Source organism: Porphyromonas endodontalis, from assembly GCF_052173515.1.
Classification (GTDB): domain Bacteria; phylum Bacteroidota; class Bacteroidia; order Bacteroidales; family Porphyromonadaceae; genus Porphyromonas; species Porphyromonas endodontalis_A.
This window is the reverse complement of record NZ_JBQMYL010000006.1, coordinates 59,947-77,795: the sequence shown is the minus strand read 5'-3', so window position 1 is coordinate 77,795 and position 17,849 is coordinate 59,947. Positions and strand designations below refer to the sequence as shown.

Annotated in this window: 16 protein-coding genes; 9 read left to right on the top strand and 7 right to left on the bottom strand. The window is 48.0% G+C overall.

What is annotated here, in order from left to right; genetic code table 11:
- Positions 1-27: 27 nt before the first annotated feature.
- The 6 genes from ACTTHR_RS04390 to ACTTHR_RS04365 all read right to left on the bottom strand — a co-directional run bounded on the left by ACTTHR_RS04390 (position 28) and on the right by ACTTHR_RS04365 (position 5,588).
- Positions 28-195, bottom strand: a complete 168-nt coding sequence (locus ACTTHR_RS04390) for a DUF362 domain-containing protein (RefSeq protein ID WP_083797812.1) — start codon at positions 193-195, stop codon at positions 28-30.
- 214 nt (positions 196-409) lie between these two features.
- A complete protein-coding gene (gene hemW, locus ACTTHR_RS04385; RefSeq protein WP_442605321.1) occupies positions 410-1,609 on the bottom strand; it encodes a radical SAM family heme chaperone HemW in 1,200 nt (399 codons plus the stop codon).
- A gap of 11 nt (positions 1,610-1,620) precedes the next feature.
- A complete protein-coding gene (locus ACTTHR_RS04380; RefSeq protein WP_442605320.1) occupies positions 1,621-3,216 on the bottom strand; it encodes a glycoside hydrolase family 10 protein in 1,596 nt (531 codons plus the stop codon).
- Between the two features lie 14 nt (positions 3,217-3,230).
- Positions 3,231-4,082, bottom strand: coding sequence for a pantoate--beta-alanine ligase (gene panC, locus ACTTHR_RS04375; RefSeq protein WP_442605319.1), 852 nt, complete (start codon positions 4,080-4,082; stop codon positions 3,231-3,233).
- Between the two features lie 37 nt (positions 4,083-4,119).
- Positions 4,120-4,326 carry a heavy-metal-associated domain-containing protein gene (locus tag ACTTHR_RS04370; protein ID WP_040579934.1) on the bottom strand — a complete coding sequence of 69 codons (207 nt, stop codon included), beginning with the start codon at positions 4,324-4,326 and terminating at the stop codon, positions 4,120-4,122.
- A 44-nt stretch (positions 4,327-4,370) separates the two neighbouring features.
- Positions 4,371-5,588, bottom strand: coding sequence for an S-adenosylmethionine:tRNA ribosyltransferase-isomerase (locus ACTTHR_RS04365; protein ID WP_442605318.1), 1,218 nt, complete (start codon positions 5,586-5,588; stop codon positions 4,371-4,373).
- Between the two features lie 400 nt (positions 5,589-5,988).
- On the opposite strand from ACTTHR_RS04365, the gene ACTTHR_RS04360 reads away from it, so the two are divergent.
- From ACTTHR_RS04360 to mscL, 5 genes are all read left to right on the top strand, one after another.
- Complete coding sequence (locus ACTTHR_RS04360; protein WP_442605317.1) at positions 5,989-7,254, top strand: DUF3575 domain-containing protein; 1,266 nt, start codon at positions 5,989-5,991, stop codon at positions 7,252-7,254.
- A gap of 10 nt (positions 7,255-7,264) precedes the next feature.
- Complete coding sequence (locus ACTTHR_RS04355; RefSeq protein WP_442605316.1) at positions 7,265-8,326, top strand: DUF6562 domain-containing protein; 1,062 nt, start codon at positions 7,265-7,267, stop codon at positions 8,324-8,326.
- 89 nt (positions 8,327-8,415) lie between these two features.
- Entirely contained in the window at positions 8,416-10,347 is a 1,932-nt protein-coding gene (locus ACTTHR_RS04350; RefSeq protein ID WP_442605315.1) for a DUF6562 domain-containing protein, read from the top strand.
- 412 nt (positions 10,348-10,759) lie between these two features.
- Positions 10,760-12,430 (top strand): formate--tetrahydrofolate ligase, encoded by a 1,671-nt coding sequence (locus ACTTHR_RS04345; protein WP_314813220.1) that lies wholly within the window; start codon positions 10,760-10,762, stop codon positions 12,428-12,430.
- Between the two features lie 71 nt (positions 12,431-12,501).
- The gene (gene mscL / locus ACTTHR_RS04340; RefSeq protein WP_442605314.1) at positions 12,502-12,930 is read left to right on the top strand and encodes a large-conductance mechanosensitive channel protein MscL; all 429 of its coding nucleotides are present in this window, start codon (positions 12,502-12,504) and stop codon (positions 12,928-12,930) included.
- A gap of 185 nt (positions 12,931-13,115) precedes the next feature.
- On the opposite strand, the gene ACTTHR_RS04335 is transcribed toward mscL, so the two are convergent.
- The gene (locus ACTTHR_RS04335; protein ID WP_052296664.1) at positions 13,116-14,390 is read right to left on the bottom strand and encodes an L-serine ammonia-lyase; all 1,275 of its coding nucleotides are present in this window, start codon (positions 14,388-14,390) and stop codon (positions 13,116-13,118) included.
- A 131-nt stretch (positions 14,391-14,521) separates the two neighbouring features.
- On the opposite strand from ACTTHR_RS04335, the gene pdxH reads away from it, so the two are divergent.
- From pdxH to ACTTHR_RS04315, 4 genes are read left to right on the top strand one after another with little or no spacing between them, the layout of a single operon-like run.
- Positions 14,522-15,169 carry a pyridoxamine 5'-phosphate oxidase gene (pdxH, locus tag ACTTHR_RS04330; RefSeq protein ID WP_442605313.1) on the top strand — a complete coding sequence of 216 codons (648 nt, stop codon included), beginning with the start codon at positions 14,522-14,524 and terminating at the stop codon, positions 15,167-15,169.
- Positions 15,166-15,894, top strand: coding sequence for a tRNA (adenosine(37)-N6)-threonylcarbamoyltransferase complex dimerization subunit type 1 TsaB (tsaB, locus tag ACTTHR_RS04325; RefSeq protein ID WP_442605312.1), 729 nt, complete (start codon positions 15,166-15,168; stop codon positions 15,892-15,894). Before pdxH ends, tsaB begins: the two co-directional genes overlap by 4 nt.
- Before the next feature lie 36 nt (positions 15,895-15,930).
- Positions 15,931-16,797, top strand: coding sequence for an electron transfer flavoprotein subunit beta/FixA family protein (locus ACTTHR_RS04320; RefSeq protein ID WP_311140421.1), 867 nt, complete (start codon positions 15,931-15,933; stop codon positions 16,795-16,797).
- Positions 16,798-16,826: 29 nt separating this feature from the next.
- Entirely contained in the window at positions 16,827-17,846 is a 1,020-nt protein-coding gene (locus tag ACTTHR_RS04315; protein ID WP_442605311.1) for an electron transfer flavoprotein subunit alpha/FixB family protein, read from the top strand.
- Positions 17,847-17,849: the final 3 nt, after the last annotated feature.

The window sequence follows — 17,849 nt, the reverse complement described above, 5'->3', positions numbered from 1 at the left end:
GTAGGGTAAGCTACCTAAAGAAGGTGCTTATGCTTGTGAGATAGCTTCTGATGGGCAAGCTGCAGCGCAAGAACCGCAATCGATGCAAGTATCAGCGTCAATCTTATAGATATCGCCTTCAGAAATTGCACTCACGGGACATTCGTTGATACAAGTTCCGCAAGCTACACAGTCGTTAGAAATTACGTAAGCCATAATCCTTAATCCTTAATCCTTTATTGTTGTTATTCGTATTGTTCCTGTCTCTCTTTAGACATTGCAAAGGTAGTAATTAATTTGAAACTACCAATAAGTAGGTATTATTTTCTGGGAATATTTTTTAGTGCGACGAAGATGGAATTATGCAACAAGCTAGTTATCAAGCAGATAATATAGAAGACAAAATCCCTACTAGAGGGAGATTTCCCTACTACAAGAGGAAAAGATCGCTAATAATAGAGTCAATAACCACCATTCCCTCCCTAGAAGCACGTAAAAATTGCCCCTCATTTGCAACTCTCTCTTTGCAAATAGAGGGAGAAGGAGCCTCTATAGAGTACTGAGAAGTACTGTCGAGTATGAGTAAACCTTGGGCTAGATAGGGTTCGCTTGCAGTCTGTAAAAAAGATAACTTCTCACGCCCAAAAACTTCAGGAACATTCTGTAAATCAACCCCTTTTGCTCTTCTAAGCCCCGTCATAATAGTCTCATTAAAGCAATCTGTAGGGGATAACTTCTCCCGAAAATCTATTGCCGTAGTACCTTGTTGTAGGTACTCTATGTAACGATGGAGGTGAGCAACATTGGCATACCTACTCTCGGGGAGGTAACTATGTGCCGAAGGACCAAAACCAAGATAGGGCACTCGATCCCAATAAGAGGAGTTATGGCGAGAGTGCATCCCCCGAAAGGCAAAATTGGATAGCTCGTAATGATCGTACCCTCGCTCCTGGAGAGTATCCACTAAATAGTAATAATCGCGTAGGGCGTCCTCGTCCGATTGCTTTTCTATAGAGCCACGGCGTGCAAGATGCGTGAGGAGAGTATGCTCTTCGTAGGTCAGGTTATAGGCAGAAATATGGGGTATCTCAAGGACTAATGCAGAAGATAGATTTTGCTGCCAAAGCTGGTGGCTCTGCCCCGGTAAGGAGTAAATAAGGTCGATACTTATATTGGGAAAATCGGCGGTTCTGAGGGTTTCAATCGCGCTATACACCTGCCGCGCTGTGTGCCGCCGACCTAAAAAGCGAAGTTCTTCGTCACAAAAACTTTGTACTCCAAGGCTCACTCTATTGAACCCCAAAAGGCGAAGAGCATGGGCATACTCGGGTGTTATGTCATCGGGGTTCCCCTCCAAAGTCCATTCCGCATCGGGTACGGGGGAATAAACTCTCCGAATCGTATCCACGATTTTTTCAAGCTGAGATGGAGAGAGAAGAGAGGGAGTACCTCCCCCAAAGTAGACAGTCTCAATAGGGATAGAGGGGGCTAGTTCTTCCCGACGTAGCTCCAACTCCCGACAGAGAGCGGCTACAAAAGCCTCTTGCTGCCGGGTATTTGTTTGCGAGTAAAATGCGCAATAGGCACAACGACTCTTACAGAATGGGACGTGTAGGTAGAGACCTGCCATTCAAGAGCCTCCTAGTTACCTTTCACGAGAATAGCAGCTTCGGACACCTCACCTCGCACATAAGAACGATTCGAAGCCTCCACTCTGAATTGTAGAGTTTTAGCCCGAGAGAATGGCTGCAACAGCTCCTTGGAGAAGGTGTACCGAGTGGAGGGAATCAGGGTTGCCAGCAAGAAGTTTTCACCGGCCAAGTTCCCTTCAGGCACAGAAACATAAAGATTAAAAGTCCCCTTCGAGCTATTCCACGAAGAGGGCATGGTCCACGAGGCTTCGAGATACTGCCCCTTGTCCTTGATCGTAAGCTCCGAGGGACGAGGAGGACGATTAGCCCCACGCTTGGCAAACGAAGGCATACGTGCAGGGGCTGTAAAGTGCCGTGCAATCAGACGATCTACCCCGTTGCGATTGGGGCGGATATTGAGTTCTCGATAGAAACAGATCCCAGCCATCCCCAAACGTTCGCTGGCATTCATTTGATTCTCGATGTCGCGAGCCGTCCATTTGCTCTCATCTTCGATACGGTAGGGAGCTAGCCCCGGTACAATAGGGAGCCCTGGAATTTGCGCTTTCCAATCTGCCAAAAAGGGATCGAATAGGTTGTCGCGATAGTACATCATGGGTACTATAAAATCTACCGACCCCTCCCTGTACCACACAGCAGGATCTTGGAAGACGCTCTCACGGGCTGTCCATCCCACATTAGGCATAGCGGGTAAAATGCGCAATTTGCCCAGAGGGGCTGCACTTACTAGGATATGGGGCTTAACGGCGCGCACCTTGGCTGACGCCTCTTTGAGGAAGGCCGAGATATTACCGGTACGCCACTCTCCGACAGACCGACCCTTACCATAGCGCATATATAGATTCTGATCCTCATTCCCCTTCATCTTATCGGGATAGCGGACGTAATCAAAATGGACTCCATCTAGATCATAACGCTCGACCATCTCACGCACCACGGAGGTGATATAGCTCCGCGCCTCAGGGTGCCCCGGGTTGAGGTACCAATCGTTGTGCAGGGTAAAACACCAATCGCGATGCTTCTTCCAAACACTATTCTCCCCTAAGGTTTGTACGTGGGAGGAGTTGCCAAGGGGGAAAGTAACAACCCAAGCATGGATGCTGAGACCGCGCTTGTGGCACTCTTCGATCGCGAATTGTAGGGGATCGTAGTCCAGATAATTATTCCGCCCTCCTGTAAAAACGGTTACACGCGGCTCTATCTTCGAGGGATAGATCACGTCCCCACGATGGCGCACTTGGAAGAAAACGGTATTGAAATGAGCCTCTGACAACCTATCCAGTATGCGACAAAGCTCCCGACGCTGGGACGCCATATCTTGTGAAGAAACAGCACGGCGCGAGGGCCAATCCAAACCATAAATGGTAGTGAGCCAGACCCCACGAATAGCCTCAGCATTGGAGGAGATTACCGGCTTTTCTACAGGAATCTCCACCTCTATTTTAGGGGTAGGAGGAGCCGGAGAAACAACTTTTTTACGAGATGAACACGCCGATACACCACTCAGCAATAGCACTCCTATCAGTAGCGAAAAACATTGCGTAAGGCGATGAGCGAACAAAAAAGAGCGAGAGTGGTGCTGCATGATACAATCTTCTTTTACTTCGTATAGTGGATATTATCAATAAGGCGTACATCCCCACAATAGCAGGCAATGCACCCTACAGGGTCTTCGCTATCCTCCCAGGCTTCGAGAGGTTGCAGACTCTTCCCATCCACAATAGCGTAGTACTCAACCTCAAGATGCGGTATGGCATTAAGTTCCTTGGTAACCCAAGCGATTACTTCGTTGGGAGTCATTCCCTTATCCTTCTGCTCTAGGCTGGCACGGAGGGTTTGGTAGATACGTGGAGCCGAGGGGCGTGTCTCTTGAGTAAGACGCTGGTTGCGACTGCTGAGGGCAAGTCCGCTCTCCTCACGTACAATAGGCACTGCTATAATGGATAGTTTGAAGCCGCATTGCTCCACCATAGAACGTACTATGGCAATCTGTTGGAAGTCTTTCTCTCCAAAGAATGCCCCATCGGGCGAAACAAGTTCGAAGAGTTTGCTCACGATAAGAGCCACACCCTCGAAGTGCCCGGGGCGTTGTACCCCTTCCATTACTCGGCCAATAGCACCGAAATCGAACGTGCGCTCTACCCCACTTCCATCGTATATTTCCTCTACAGAAGGCATAAAAACGTAGTGGCAGCCCACGCTATCGAGGAGGGCGACATCCTTCTCCGGCTGACGTGGATAGGTCTCCAAGTCATTGGGATTATTGAACTGACGAGGGTTGACAAAGATGCTCACCACGCATACATCATAGCGAGCAATTGCCTGTTTTACAAGGCTTAGATGCCCATCGTGCAGGGCGCCCATTGTGGGTACCAATCCGATAGTTTTGCGAGACTCACGCTCTCTTTCGAGAAGGGCTTGTAGCTCCTTCTTACTACTTATCTCTATCATAATGCTTATTCTCTCTTTCTATCCTTTGATATGCCTATCAGTTAATGCCAAATCCCTCTTCGCCTAGAGTTTCTACAAAGAGAGCTTCGTCAAAGATTGTCTCATCCACCTCCATGGTTAGCGTCCCTTGTGCAAGAGATACAGATACTTGGCTGGTACCCTTTGCCTCAGAGGCCACACGTGCAACGGTCGCAACGCAGTGCTCACAATGCATACCTACAATGCTGTATTGTTTTGTACTCATAATTGTATTTAGGATTAAGTTTGTGTGATCGTATAAAGTGGTTCTTACGGCAATAGCAGTGAGCCATCACCATAACTCAAAAATCGGTAATCATGACTAAGAGCATAGTCGTAGATGCGCTCCCATTCCTCACCTAAGAACGCCGAAATCATAAGTAGAAGGGTACTTTTGGGTTGGTGAAAATTGGTCACCATCCCCCCCACAACGCAGAAGGTATAGCCCGGGGCAATCAGCAAAGCAGTGCTAAAAACCACCTCTTCGAGGGAGAGGCTGTCCATTTTGCTAAGGAGAGCACTCATCACTTGAGGCATAGAAACCTCCGGATAGTCCGTTTCGTAGGGTTCCCATTGGGTCACAAAGGGTAAATAATCCTCTTGCCCTAATTCATCTATATGGTTAAGAGCCAAAAGGTAAAGGCTCTCCAATGTACGTACAGAGGTAGTGCCCACCGCAATAATGGGAGAGAAGGATCCGCTGGCTAATTGAGCCACGATACCTCGCTCTACCCGACAAACCTCTTGATGCATCCTGTGGTCGCCAATTTTGGATGTCTTGACCGGCATAAACGTACCTGCCCCTACATGCAGTGTAATCTCCCCTAGAGATACCCCTTTTTCTTTAAGAGCCTCAAAAAGCTCCGGAGTAAAATGAAGTCCGGCCGTAGGGGCAGCTACCGATCCATCGCATTGGGCATAGACTGTTTGGTAGTTAATGTTGTCACTCTCTTCGGTCTCACGACGGAGATAAGGAGGGATAGGCAAAATTCCCACCACAGACAATAACTCACCAAAGGTACAGTGATCGCTATTCCACGAGAAGTGAATCACATCCCCCTCTCCTCGCTCAATGCGAAAGAGGATAGGTTCAGTCTCCCCGGGTAGAGCCACCAACGTCTCAAGAAATCCCTCCTTCCAACGCCGAGCATTCCCCACCAAACAATGCCACGAACAGCCCGAGGTGGCGGACAATGCTCGCTCATATTGGGCAGGATTTGCAGGCTCAAGGCACATGATCTCAATCTGCGCCCCCGATGATTTCTGCACATGTATGCGCGCGCGTATTACGCGCGTATTATTACGTATGAGCAAAGAATGCTCGGGAATAAAGTCTGTAATCTGCCGAAATTGAGAAGAGATGATCTCACCTGACCGATAGACGAGCAGCCGGCATGCAGCGCGATCTTCAAGCGGATAACGTGCGATGCGTTCATCAGGTAAAGGGTAGTCGTAGCTCTCTATCTCTATTTGTCTGGTTTCATTCATTGCCTTATAGATGGACGGGGATTTGCGGTTGCCTCCACAAATCTAGGGCAAAAGTACAAATAACCCACGACAGAGCAGATAGAGTTCCCCTCCCTCAAAGAGAGAAAACAGATGCAACGAAACTCTAGAGGCTGGGATAAGACAAAAATAGTTCGATATATCAAATTCGGATTTTGCCAATTGGAAATAAAAAACTACCTTCGCCCCAAAGGATGACAAATTCAACTCACATCATTCACGGAAATGCTGATGTATTCAAAAAACAAAACATTATTTCACACAACATCCGACTAGCGAACAAAAGGTCCTACTCTCCTCTTTCCTCTATTTCCTGAGGTAAAAAGGAGCCTTTATAAGAGGCATCCTAGCTATCGGCCAAACCTATATATAAACTTTTCTTATGAGAAAATTTATACTGACAATACTATCCACATTAGCCCTAGGGGTATCCATTTATGCCCAAGATGATAAACTAAATCCTATCATCGGACACATGGTATACCCTAAGCATGTGGTATTCCTCCCAGACAACAAACCAGATTCCGTCATCGCATACAGCGAGACTGGATTAGTCCCCATCATTTTTGAGATCGACAAACACAAATACATCCCTTCACCAGAGCTAGATAGTGTAGCAGCACTCGTTGATCAAGTGCTTCAAGACAAGAGAGTTGACTTCCAATATCTATGGATCGGAGGTAGTGCTTCCCCCGAGGGACCGGTGGCACACAATTACGATCTAGGCTTCTGGAGATCTGAAATCCTCAAGAACTTTATTCTCGAAAACACCTCTGTGAACCCAACTTTGGTACGCACTCAAAACCTTGCAGAGGACTGGGAGGGATTTCGTAGAGCACTAATCAAGGATAAGGACTATCCCTACAGAGACCGCTTATTAGAAATCATTGATAATACTTCGGATTGGGATTTGAGAAAAAGGAAGATCCGTGCAATCGATAACGGAAAGACTTGGCACAACCTCATCTACGGACTCTTCACCCCCTTCAGAAATGCCCGCATGGTCATTGTATGCAAGGCTTATAATGTAGAGACTCCTAAGATCCCGCCCATGCCCCCGATACTCCTTCCGCGCCCCAAGGCAAATATGCTACCAAAGATGGACGCCTCTTTTCTTCCCTCTGCAGAAACACGTTTCTTCGCCCTCAAAAATAATCTCCTCTTCGATGGAATCCTCGTGGCGAACCTGGGTGTGGAAATCGAGCTATGGAGAAAAACCTCTCTAGACATTCCCTTTGTGTACTCTCCTTATGACATTCGCGTCCCTGATAGGAAGATCAGACTTCTTGGTTCACAGCCGGAATTTAGATATTGGCTCGGGCAAAAAGCAGGAGAGGGACATTTCGTAGGAATACATGGAGCTCTACTAGGATTCAACATTGCCCTCAACGACAAGGGACGCTTCCAAGACCCCAACCATGCACTATGGAATGCGGGCATTGGATACGGATACTCTTGGAACTTTGGTAAAGACAAGAGATGGGCTCTAGAAGCAAACATCGGTGTTGGGTACGCAGACTATATTTACGATTCATACCGGAACTGGCACAATGGAGCCAAATTCAAGAGCAATACACACGAAAGCTACTGGGGTGTAACCAGAGCCGGACTAACCATCATGTACAAGTGGTACACCCCACGCAAATGAAATATATCAGATGAAGTACAGATTATCCACAGCCATAGTAATGGCCCTATCCATTCTCTCTTTTATTTCTTGTGATAGGACCATCCACGAGTACCCTATACCTGGCAAATCTCTAGTGATCTTAGAGTTTAATGCCGACCGGACTCCTCCTCCTTACTACAAAAAGGTAGTTTTCGATGAGACATACCTCTCGGAAGTAATCAAGCTTAACGAGACTCCCTCACTACCTTACCAACTAGGGAAAGGGTATCAGATGAGAATTACTGCCGAGATCTATGACGAAGCAGGAAATGTAGTTGAACGAAGAGTAGTCACCCAGCCTCACAACGCTCTCCCCCCACAGGACACCATACATGTGTACCTCCCTCATGGGAAGTACAAGGTTGCAGCCTTTGCCGATTACATTAAAGAGAATGAGATCAAGGACTGGCACTACCTTACATCAGATCTCACTCACATTGGCACAGACCTTTCGACCTATCCACAGAATGCTCACTTAAGGAGTTGCGCAATCGGAACAGAAGATTTCATCATAGACTATACCCTAACGCCAGAGGGATATCCAGCTTCTGCTGCCGATGCCCATAGAGTGATTAGAGATCGTAAGATACCCGTATATATGGAGAGACCCAACGCTCGCTATTGGCTTAGAGCAATCGACTACGGAGACTACCTACTCTCTGGCAGTAAAATCGAAGATATCACGGTAAAGATCATCTATACCCAATTCGCAGCAGTTGGATACAATGTGCCTGAGCGCAGGCCTAATAAGTTTGGGGTAAATTACAGCGTAAACGTCAAACCAGAGATATACATTTCTTCTGACCATAAAACCGTTTCTCTAGCTCTAGACTATATATTCACCTCTTGGAACGAAGAGAATGTCGTTGTTGCGGACTTCCATATTTATGACCATAACAAAGAAATCAGCCACATAAAGGACGTACACATTCCTCTCCTAAGGAACCACGAGACCCTACTTGAAGGGTACTTCTTGACCAAGAGCTTCGGGAAAGACGAAGGAATCCAGATTGATGAAGATTTCGACGGAGAATTTGTTATCAGGATATAAGCAATCGGAAATACTAGGGAGTCTTTTCTCTGACGACACAAAGAAAGATCCCAGTCATATATCATAAACCAACAATAAATAGTAGAAGTATGAATCAAAAAATCAAATTTTTCTTGGCTTCTCTAGCAATGCTCCTTATCGGGGTTTCATGCCAGAGGAATGACCAACTAGGCAGTAATGATCCGGGGAAAGTAGTTATCAAGCTCTCTCTTCCCGAGGACATGCAGGCCCTCCGTGCCTCCGCTAATAGCTCTAGCGCCAAGGGGGGTATCACTAACGTAGACATGTCGCAATACGACATCCGATACAAGCTCGCTGTCTACAACGCGAACAACGATCTTGTCATTGCTCCTATGATCAAAACCGTAGATTCTTACGAGGAAATCACTTATGAGCTACGACTAACCCCCAACAGACAATACAAATTTGTTGTCTGGGCTGACTTCGTACAACAAGGTCAGACTACCGACCTTCACTACGACACCTCCGACTTCTTAAACATCACTTGCCTCGATGCCGCTAACAAGCAGTTAAACGACGAGACTCGCGATGCTTATTGGATTGCTAAGGACATAAATGTTGGTACAACTGCTATTAACGAGACTCTCGTGCTACGTCGTCCCTTCTCTAAAATCCGTGTCGTTACTACAGACTGGGGGCTAGTTCCTGCAGACAAGCCGGACTACTTCTCCATCCAGTACTATGGAACAGATTGTAAGAGATTCAACTCTATGAACCTACTGACGGGAGTCTCTACGGGAACTCCTCTCACAGCGAAGGGAGATGCAAGTATCGTCACCTATGACGTGAATGTAGACAAGGACAACAAAGACTACAAGCTCGGCTATGACTCTGACGAGCACAACCGCACCATGACCGTAGACTATCTGATGACAGATAAGTCTGAGCAGACGCCACTTCACGTGGTCTTCACCGCTAAGAAAGGTGGTGCAACAGGTCAGGAAATCTCAACCTACGACTTTACCGTTAATGTACCCATCCAACGTAACTACCTAACTACGCTCATGGGTAACCTCCTAACTACAGCTACTCGTATCAAGGTGATTATTGAAGAAAACTTTGTTGAAGAGTACAACAATCATCAGTCTTGGTTTGCTCCTCAAGGAGTAACTGCCCAAGAACCCAGAATCACCACAAGTGTTGTTGCCGGCACAACCATCAAGACCTACCACATCACCAATCGTGAAGAACTCATGTGGGTTGCCGATCACCCTAGTGAGCTAGGAGCTAACAAAGTCTTCAAGCTCGAGTCGGACATTGATATGAATGGTATTGACTGGTTCCCCATCGGTCCTCGCAATGGAAATTATGGAGGTCCCTGCGGTACATTCGATGGGAACGGCCATACACTACGTAACTTCAGTGTACAAAAATTCCTCTACAAGACTAGTGGCTTCTTCAAGAGAGAGCAACAAACAGGTGTCTTTGGTGTATGGTATGGAGATGTCAAGAACCTAACCTTCGAAAACATCACTATAAATGGGCTAGAAGGCGTAAAAGTAGAACTAGGGAATACTCACAATGAATCGGCTTACTTTGCCGGATGTATTGGATACTTCTGCGGGAATCTAGAGAACGTACATGCCAAAAACGTTTTCATCAAGGGTGCTAAGGGCATCCTCAAGACTCAGAATGTAGGAGGTCTCGTGGGATATACCAATCCTGCTACACCTTTCGAATTCAAGGATTGTAGCGTAGAACATATCACAATCCAAGCGAAGGGCGAACAAATCGGGGGTATGGTTGGATCGCTACACAAGGATCACACACTAACCAGATGTAGCGCTAACTACGTAAGCCTACGTGTCAATGGTTCAACAACAACAAACATTGCAGGACTTGTTGGAGACATTGCCGATGCTACCGGAGTGAAGTTCGATAAATGTAAAGTCGAGAATGTGGAATTCCTCAAGTACGACGGGACAATTAATTCGAACTATGCTCCTACCGATCCTCTCTATGGGAAATCTAGAAATGGTACCCCAACCATAGTGAGATAATCCGATCTTGAGACTTAAGTCTCATCATATTTCTTTAGAGGCGCCCCTGCTCTTCGGAGCAGAGTCGCCTCTCTTTTTAGCGGGAAGCAAGAGGTAGAGATAGAAAAGCCTACTCCACTCTCCTCTCCCCCTAACCCACTTTTCTCTAAAGGCTCATGCAGAGGTCAAAAAAGCCTGCCCAAAACTCAAAAGAATCTTGGGCTATATTTTTTTGTTTTTCAGCCTGTAAGGCCTAGTGATTCTGGGTAGAAAAACTTTTCTTTTCAGGGAAGATTTTCTATAAAACCAAGCTGTAGCGGAAGTCTTCTCTCGGCGAATTGATTTTACCTATAAGGCTATTGCAGAACGGAAGACCCTGTATCCAAAGGGAATAGTTACATTTGCTACGGAAATCAATAGTAAGTTTGTTTCTATGAAGACAGATATAGAAATTGCTCGCGAGATAGAGCTAAAGCCAATACAAGATATTGCCCAAGATTTGGGTATCGACAACGCCAATGTAGAGCCCTATGGACATCATATTGCCAAAATAGGGCTGAGCAGTCTCCGTCCGGAAAAGATTGCCAAAAGCAACCTGATACTCGTTACTGCCATCACTCCAAACAAAGCCGGGGTCGGAAAAACGACCGTCTCTATTGGTCTGGCTCTCGGGCTTAACCAAATAGGGAAACGCGCCATCGTGGCTTTGCGTGAACCCTCATTGGGTCCCTGTTTCGGGCAAAAAGGGGGTGCTGCCGGTGGGGGATATGCCCAAGTACTACCGATGGAAAACATCAACCTCCACTTCACAGGAGACTTCCATGCGATCACCTCGGCGCACAATATGATTACGGCTCTGCTCGATAATTATATATATCAAAATAGGGATAATTGCGTCGGATTGTCGGAAGTGCTTTGGAAGAGAGTGCTTGACGTAAACGACCGCTCGTTGCGCAACATCGTCTCGGGGCTAGGAAACAGCACGGATGGCATACCCAGACAAACCGGCTTCGATATTACTCCGGCTTCGGAGATCATGGCCATACTTTGTCTAGCTAAAGACCTAGAAGATCTACGCCTCCGCATAGAGAATATTCTCCTAGGGTACACAAAAGAAGGTGCGCCCTTTACGGTCAAAGACCTTGGGGTAGCCGGAGCTGTTACCGTACTGCTGAAAGATGCCATCAAGCCCAATCTCGTACAAACCACAGAGCATACACCTGCCTTTGTGCATGGAGGCCCCTTTGCCAATATTGCCCATGGTTGCAACTCAATGCTCGCTACCAAGATGGCAATGTCGTACGGAGAATATGCCATCACAGAAGCCGGATTCGGGGCTGACCTAGGGGCAGAAAAGTTCTTCGATATAAAGTGCCGAGTGGGAGGATTACAACCCAAACTCACCGTATTGGTGGCCACGCTATCCGCACTCAAGCTGCACGGAGGTCTGGACGAAAAGCGCATCAAAGACCCCGATAAAGAGGGAGTACTTCGCGGATTGGCCAACCTCGATAGGCACGTACACAACCTGCGCAACTTTGGTCAGCGCGTAGTTGTTTGTTTCAATCGCTTTGCTTCCGACATTGATAGCGAGATAGAACTAGTACGCCGGCACTGCGAAGACGAACTAGGAGTGGGCTTTGCCGTAAACAATGCCTTCGCAGAAGGGGGTAAGGGTGCCGCAGAATTGGCACAGCTCGTAGTCGATACCATTGAGAATAAGCCCTCAATGCCCCTCAAATTTGCATACGAATCAGACGAAACAATCGAACAAAAAGTAGAGAAGATAGCCCGCAAGGTCTATAGTGCAGGCAGCGTAACCTACAGCAGCAAAGCCGCCAAAGCTCTCTCCAAAATACGCGAGTTGCACCTAGGGCATCTCCCCGTCTGCATCGCCAAAACACAATTCTCTTTTAGCACCGATGCCAAAGAGTATGGCGACGTGAGAGGGTTTGAGATGAAAGTAACCGACCTCGTTATCAATAGAGGTGCAGGTATGATCGTGGTGGTTATGGGTGATATAATGCGTATGCCGGGGCTACCCAAGGCGCCACAAGCCGTCAATATAGATATAGTAGACGGCCATATAGAGGGGTTGAGCTAAGCCCCGGCTCAAAAGGCTATAATGTATGGTCTCTATAGAAAATCAGTAAGAAAAGAGAAAGGATATTAGATATGTCGAAACTAGTTTCTGAATTCAAAGAGTTTGCCATGAGGGGCAACGTAATGGACATGGCTGTGGGTATCATCATCGGTGGTGCCTTTGGCAAGATTGTCTCTTCCCTCGTGGCGGACGTAATTATGCCTCCCATTACCCTACTGACGAGTGGCAGCAACATCGAGGATCTCAAGTGGGTGCTCCGCGAAGCTGTGATAGAAGGAGGAGAAATCACTAGGCCGGAGGTCGCTATGACTGTGGGTGCCTTCTTACAAGCTGTACTCGATTTCTTCATCATCGCCTTCGTGATCTTTATGCTTGTCAAGGGAATGAACAAACTGCGCAAGGCCAAACCCGAGGAGCCTGCAGCCCCTGCCGAACCCAGTGACGAGGTGAAACTTCTTGGCGAGATCAAAGATCTTCTCAAGAAACAAGCCGAGAAGTAATGCGGTAAAAAGTCGATCTAAAAAAGGGAAGCGGTGTAACTCTCCGTCTTGTACGAGACCAAAGAGTAATATACTACTCCCCAAAAAGTAAGCCCCCTCTACTCCATCCGGGCGAAGCCTAGAGAGTAGAGGGGGGTACTTATATAGAGGATTTCTACAGCTCCCTCTGTCTGTAATGACGCCAGTTAGCAGGGCGAAGTGTGCGGCCCATCCAACTCAGAAAATTTGGCTTCGTCAGTTTGAGTTTCTCCGTCTAGCTCTGAGTTCGTTGCAAGTCCTCCCGTAGAAGTTTCTTTATACAGGCTCGGGAGGTCTTTGCCTGTCTGATGCATAGTTGCTACTACGCGGTCAAAACTTACTCGGTGCCTTCCGTCCGTAAAGTTGGCATAGGTATTGGCATCAAGAGCGCGACTAGCGGCAAAGGCATTACGCTCGATGCAGGGGATTTGCACCAATCCGCAAACAGGGTCACAAGTCAAGCCCAAATGATGCTCAAGCCCCATCTCGGCAGCATATTCAATCTGAGCCAACGTTCCACCAAAGAGCTGACTAGCAGCGGCAGCCGCCATCGAGCAAGCAACGCCCACTTCGCCTTGGCATCCTACCTCTGCTCCGCTGATAGAGGCATTCGTACGCACAACGTTTCCAAAGAGCCCCGCCGTAGCTAAGGCACGCAATATTCGCTTATCCGTAAAATTGCGGGTGTCTTGCAGGTGATAGAGCACAGCCGGCATTACTCCACACGAGCCACACGTGGGAGCTGTAACAACGAGCCCTCCGGAAGCATTCTGTTCACTCACAGCAAGAGCATACGCATATACCTTACCACGGGATCGGACACTCTCCGAATAACTCAGGGAGCGCACCATATATTCCGCCGCCTTCCGTCTTAGCCCCAAGCCTCCGGGCAATACGCCCTCAGCCTCTAAGCCATCGTGGATCGACTGCTTCATCACCTTCCATACCTCGGCTAGGTAATCCCAAATTTCTTTTCCCTCGCAATGCTCTACATACTCCCAGTAAGACATTCCATACTTCTGTAGGATGGGCATCATCTCTGTGATGTGCGAGAGCTTATAAACCTCATTGGTCACCTGCTCATTAAAGTCCTCATTGGCAAGAACACCGCCCCCAATACTATAGACCATAAATCGCTTTATCTCTTTCCCCTCTCCATCAAGAGCTCGGAACAATATGCCGTTGGGGTGAAACTTTAGTTCGACAGAAGGCTCCCAAATAATCTCTGTGGGATGTATCGGATTGAGCACAGATAGTATCGCCTGATCGGTCATGTGCCCCTTGCCCGTAGCTGCCAAACTACCATATAAGGTAACCTCAAAAGAAGAGATTATAAGCCCCTCTACTTGCTTGAGAAAGAGGGTTGCAGCACGCTTAGGCCCCATCGTGTGACTACTACTCGGGCCATTGCCGATACGATATATTTGCTTGATTGTATCCATCATAATCGAGAGTACTAATTAATTCTCATCACTAGTAGGGGTCAAAGATATCGAAAAAAAGAGTAGCTTTGTAGTACTGAATGTTGCACACTCAGAAGAATAGAGTGCAGTTGTAGTAGAAAAGATAAAGAATGGATCAGCATTTTGAGAGCTACCGGCGCGAGTATAGTAAGCTCAGTCTCACGCGCAAAGATATGCCGGCCAACCCCTTTGACAAAGTCAATCAGTGGTTGCGCGAAGCTGTGGAGGGCAATGCTCTAGAACCCACAGCCGTGATTGTGGCAACAAGTACACCCGATGGGCATCCGAGTATGCGCACAGTACTACTCAAAGAGGTGCTCAACGATGAGTTTGTTTTTTACAGCAACTACGAGAGCCGTAAGGGGAGGCAGATGAGTGCGAATCCCCATGTGGCACTTACATTCCTATGGCACGAGATGGAGAGACAGATCCATATCGAAGGCACAGTACGCCACCTCTCTGCCGAGGAGAGCGATGCTTATTTTGCGCAACGCCCCTATAAAAGTAGAGTGGGAGCCCGCGTATCGCCTCAGAGCCAGCCCATACCCAATAGAGAATATATCATGGTAGCTTTTGCTACCGAGAGCCTAAAATACGTTGGTCGCAGCGTACCTCGCCCCGACAATTGGGGAGGATTCGCGGTAAAGCCGGAGCGTATCGAATTTTGGCAAGGCCGAGAAAGCCGTTTGCACGATAGGTTCTTATATACTCCGAACGAAGAAGGAGAGGGTTGGAAAATAGACCGACTGGCACCATGATCTCTGCCCATCAGCCCACGACTTCTCAACTAGAGGTAATTCTTGCCATAGATACCTCTACCAACATTTGTTCGCTAGCCCTTCTCTCCAGAGAGGGGGTTGTTGCTGAGCGCATTGACCGAAAAGGGAACGAACACGCTGCCCTTATCGCCCGCTTTGCCGACGAACTCAAGTCAGAAGCCGGCGAAAAAGGCTATTCGATTGTGGCCGTAGCCGTAAGTGGAGGTCCTGGGAGTTATACGGGGCTGCGCATAGGAGCTTCGTTTGCTAAGGGCTATTGCTTCGCATCCGGTAAGCCACTAATCGCAGTTTCTACACTCGAATCGTTGGCCTGGGGGGCTATTGAGCAGAGATTGATTCCCCAAGGAGCCCTTATTGTACCGATGATTGACGCCGGACGCATGGAGGTCTACACAGCCACCTATTCATCCGAGGGAATTCAACTCGTTGCACCCCATGCAGAAATTATCCAACCCGAAAGTTATACCGATATACCCCTTGATACTCCTATTTGTTTGATAGGAAATGGAGCAGCAAAATGTGCTGAGGTGCTTACCGACTCCCGCTTCCGGATCACGCCCACCGAGGCGTTGGCCTCCTCCTTGAGACTACCGGCCTGGCAGGCTCTAAACCAAGAGAGAACCGCCGACGTCGCCTACTGGGTACCCGATTACATCAAGCCTTACAATGCCATTATAGCCAAGAATAAAGTACTCAATCGCTAATTAGAAATAAATATAAAACCAATATACTTGTAGCCAATGAACATTATAGTCCTTGCTAAGCAAGTGCCAGACACTCGCAACGTAGGCAAAGATGCCATGCGCGAAGACGGAACTGTCAACCGCGGTGCCCTGCCTGCCATCTTCAATCCCGAAGACCTTAACGCCCTGGAACAGGCACTCCGTATCAAAGACCAGTATCCCGATACAACCATATCGGTGCTTACGATGGGGCCGTTCCGTGCTGCCGATGTAATCCGAGAAGCTCTCTATCGTGGTGCAGATCGTGGTTATCTCCTTACCGACCGTGCCTTTGCCGGAGCAGATACTCTTGCCACAAGTTACGCCCTAGCCATGGCTATCCGCCATATAGGGATGCCCGACCTCATACTATCGGGTCGCCAAGCCATTGACGGCGATACCGCTCAAGTAGGTCCTCAGGTGGCTCATAAGCTCGGGCTTCCTACCGTAACGTACGCTGAAGAACTAGAAGAAATAAACGCAAAAGAGGTGATCGTTCGCCGTCGCTTGGAGCACGGTGTAGAGCGAGTAAAGGCCTCTCTTCCCCTCCTTATCACTGTGAACGGAAGCTCGGCTCCATGCCGTCCTCGCAACGCCAAGGCACTACAAAAGTATAAGTATGCTATGGTGCCCAACGAACTTGGGGAGGCTAGCGAAATGCAACGCTCTCTATTCGAGGCTCGTCCCTACTTACAGATCACAGAACTAACAGCTGCTGACGTAAAGGCCGAACTTGAGCAATGCGGACTTCTTGGCTCTCCCACAAAGGTAAAGACCATAGAAAACGTAGTATTCCAAGCTAAGGAAGCTCGTCACTACGAAGCCAATGACGAAGGCATTTCTTCCCTCATTGTGGAACTTATTGCCAATCACACCATAGGATAATTCACGCACCGAAAGACGTATTGATAACTATGAACAACCTATTTGTTTATCTCGAAATAGAAAATGGCATCGTACAAGAAGTGAGCTTAGAACTCCTTACCAAGGGACGCGCTCTTGCCACACGTCTTGGTTGCCAACTAGAGGCCGTGGCTATCTCTAACTGCATCAAAGGGATTGCCGAGCAGGTGTTCCCTTATGGAGTAGATCGCCTGCATACATTTGAGTCTCACAACCTACAGTACTATACAACGAAGCCCTACGGAGCTATCGTAACCAAGCTATTCGATGAAGAAAAGCCCCAAATAGCACTACTCGGAGCCACCACGCTGGGACGCGACTTAGGTCCTCTTGTTTCGTCGGCTCTGCACAGTGGGCTTACGGCAGACTGCACCTCTCTAGAGATTGGTGAGTACACCGATGCCAAGACCAAGCAACATTATCCCGAACTTCTCTACCAAATCCGTCCGGCTTTTGGCGGGAACATCGTTGCCACCATCGTCAACCCTGACTGTCGTCCTCAGATGGCAACGGTACGCCCCGGAGTGATGAAAAAAGAGATTTTCGATGCCACTTACAAGGGTGAAGTAATCCAACACAACGTAGCAGACTACGTGTCGGATACCGACTTTGTGGTTTCTATCCTTGAGCGTCATATCGAAGAAAGCAAGGTAAACTTGGGAGGTAGCCCCATCATCGTAGCCGGTGGTTATGGTATGGGCAGTAAAGAAGGCTTTGGACTCCTCTTCCAACTTGCCGAAGTATTGGGTGCCGAAGTGGGAGCTTCTAGAGCTGCCGTGGATGCCGGATTCGCCGATCACGACCGCCAAATTGGTCAAACAGGAGTTACCGTGCGCCCCAAACTCTACATTGCCTGCGGTATCAGCGGTCAGATCCAACACGTGGCAGGGATGCAAGAAAGCTCGCTCATTATCTCGATTAACAACGATCCCGAAGCTCCCATCAATAGCATTGCGGACTATGTAATCACGGGGAGAGTAGAAGACGTGATCCCTAAAATGATCGCAGCTTACAGAAAGAATAGTAAATAAGCA

Excerpts from the sequence above, each read along its gene's own strand:
- hemW (WP_442605321.1), bottom strand. The coding sequence starts at position 1,609 with ATGGCAGGTCTCTACCTACACGTCCCATTCTGTAAGAGTCGTTGTGCC.
- pdxH (WP_442605313.1), top strand. The coding sequence starts at position 14,522 with ATGGATCAGCATTTTGAGAGCTACCGGCGCGAGTATAGTAAGCTCAGT.
- ACTTHR_RS04390 (WP_083797812.1), bottom strand. The coding sequence starts at position 195 with ATGGCTTACGTAATTTCTAACGACTGTGTAGCTTGCGGAACTTGTATC.
- ACTTHR_RS04335 (WP_052296664.1), bottom strand. The coding sequence starts at position 14,390 with ATGGATACAATCAAGCAAATATATCGTATCGGCAATGGCCCGAGTAGT.
- ACTTHR_RS04320 (WP_311140421.1), top strand. The coding sequence starts at position 15,931 with ATGAACATTATAGTCCTTGCTAAGCAAGTGCCAGACACTCGCAACGTA.
- mscL (WP_442605314.1), top strand. The coding sequence starts at position 12,502 with ATGTCGAAACTAGTTTCTGAATTCAAAGAGTTTGCCATGAGGGGCAAC.
- ACTTHR_RS04345 (WP_314813220.1), top strand. The coding sequence starts at position 10,760 with ATGAAGACAGATATAGAAATTGCTCGCGAGATAGAGCTAAAGCCAATA.
- ACTTHR_RS04365 (WP_442605318.1), bottom strand. The coding sequence starts at position 5,588 with ATGAATGAAACCAGACAAATAGAGATAGAGAGCTACGACTACCCTTTA.
- ACTTHR_RS04315 (WP_442605311.1), top strand. The coding sequence starts at position 16,827 with ATGAACAACCTATTTGTTTATCTCGAAATAGAAAATGGCATCGTACAA.
- ACTTHR_RS04370 (WP_040579934.1), bottom strand. The coding sequence starts at position 4,326 with ATGAGTACAAAACAATACAGCATTGTAGGTATGCATTGTGAGCACTGC.
- tsaB (WP_442605312.1), top strand. The coding sequence starts at position 15,166 with ATGATCTCTGCCCATCAGCCCACGACTTCTCAACTAGAGGTAATTCTT.
- ACTTHR_RS04355 (WP_442605316.1), top strand. The coding sequence starts at position 7,265 with ATGAAGTACAGATTATCCACAGCCATAGTAATGGCCCTATCCATTCTC.
- ACTTHR_RS04350 (WP_442605315.1), top strand. The coding sequence starts at position 8,416 with ATGAATCAAAAAATCAAATTTTTCTTGGCTTCTCTAGCAATGCTCCTT.
- ACTTHR_RS04360 (WP_442605317.1), top strand. The coding sequence starts at position 5,989 with ATGAGAAAATTTATACTGACAATACTATCCACATTAGCCCTAGGGGTA.
- ACTTHR_RS04380 (WP_442605320.1), bottom strand. The coding sequence starts at position 3,216 with ATGCAGCACCACTCTCGCTCTTTTTTGTTCGCTCATCGCCTTACGCAA.
- panC (WP_442605319.1), bottom strand. The coding sequence starts at position 4,082 with ATGATAGAGATAAGTAGTAAGAAGGAGCTACAAGCCCTTCTCGAAAGA.